The 645-nt window shown below is 46.2% G+C and carries 1 pseudogene; it reads left to right on the top strand.

The annotated features are described in order from the left end of the window. Positions 1–537: 537 nt before the first annotated feature. Positions 538–645 (top strand): annotated as a pseudogene (locus tag E0D98_RS25375) (incFII family plasmid replication initiator RepA); the annotation flags it as partial.

A 645-nucleotide genomic window follows, 5' to 3' on the forward strand; every position in this document is an offset into this window, starting at 1 on the left:
CATATTATGCTGATTTGTGTGCGGTGTCTGGAGGATTAGATCGTTTAAAAATTTTAGGCGATCTCTTCTACTAAAAATGATGAAAAACACAGCATAAAAGATCGTTTGTGGAATTGTCTATTTTTTTGACATAGTTCAAAAAAACGACGTTTTTTAGGTAGTTAATGAGAGGCCTGGTAAATCAGAGAAATCGTGTCGGCTTTTCAAAGCGGTGGAAAAGGGGTATATTGCGGATCGTTATGCAGTGGCTTTTGGGATCGTCAGGATCCGGGAAGTCAGAAAACGGCAGGATGCGCCATAAGGCATTCAGGATGTATGGCAGAAACGACGGCGGTTGGCCGGGGCCGGAAGGCTGAAAAAGTTTCAGAAGACCATAAAGGAAAACCCCCACTATCTTTCGTCGAACTTTGGCGGGCTCAAGAAAGATAGTGGGGGCCTCACGAATACGGGATAAGTATATATGAAACCGTGTCAGAGATTCAACCCTTTGCAGTGCATTAACGCACGGCAATCTGTTCCCGCCATAAGCGACAGCTTGTGGCGGCCCTGAACCAGACCTCATTTACTGAAAGCACATACCGTCAGGTAAAGAACCCGAATCCGGTGTTCACACCCCGTGAAGATGCCGGAACGCTGAAGTTCTGC

This window comes from Escherichia sp. KCJ4928 (assembly GCF_004352695.1).
GTDB lineage: Bacteria > Pseudomonadota > Gammaproteobacteria > Enterobacterales > Enterobacteriaceae > ECMA0423.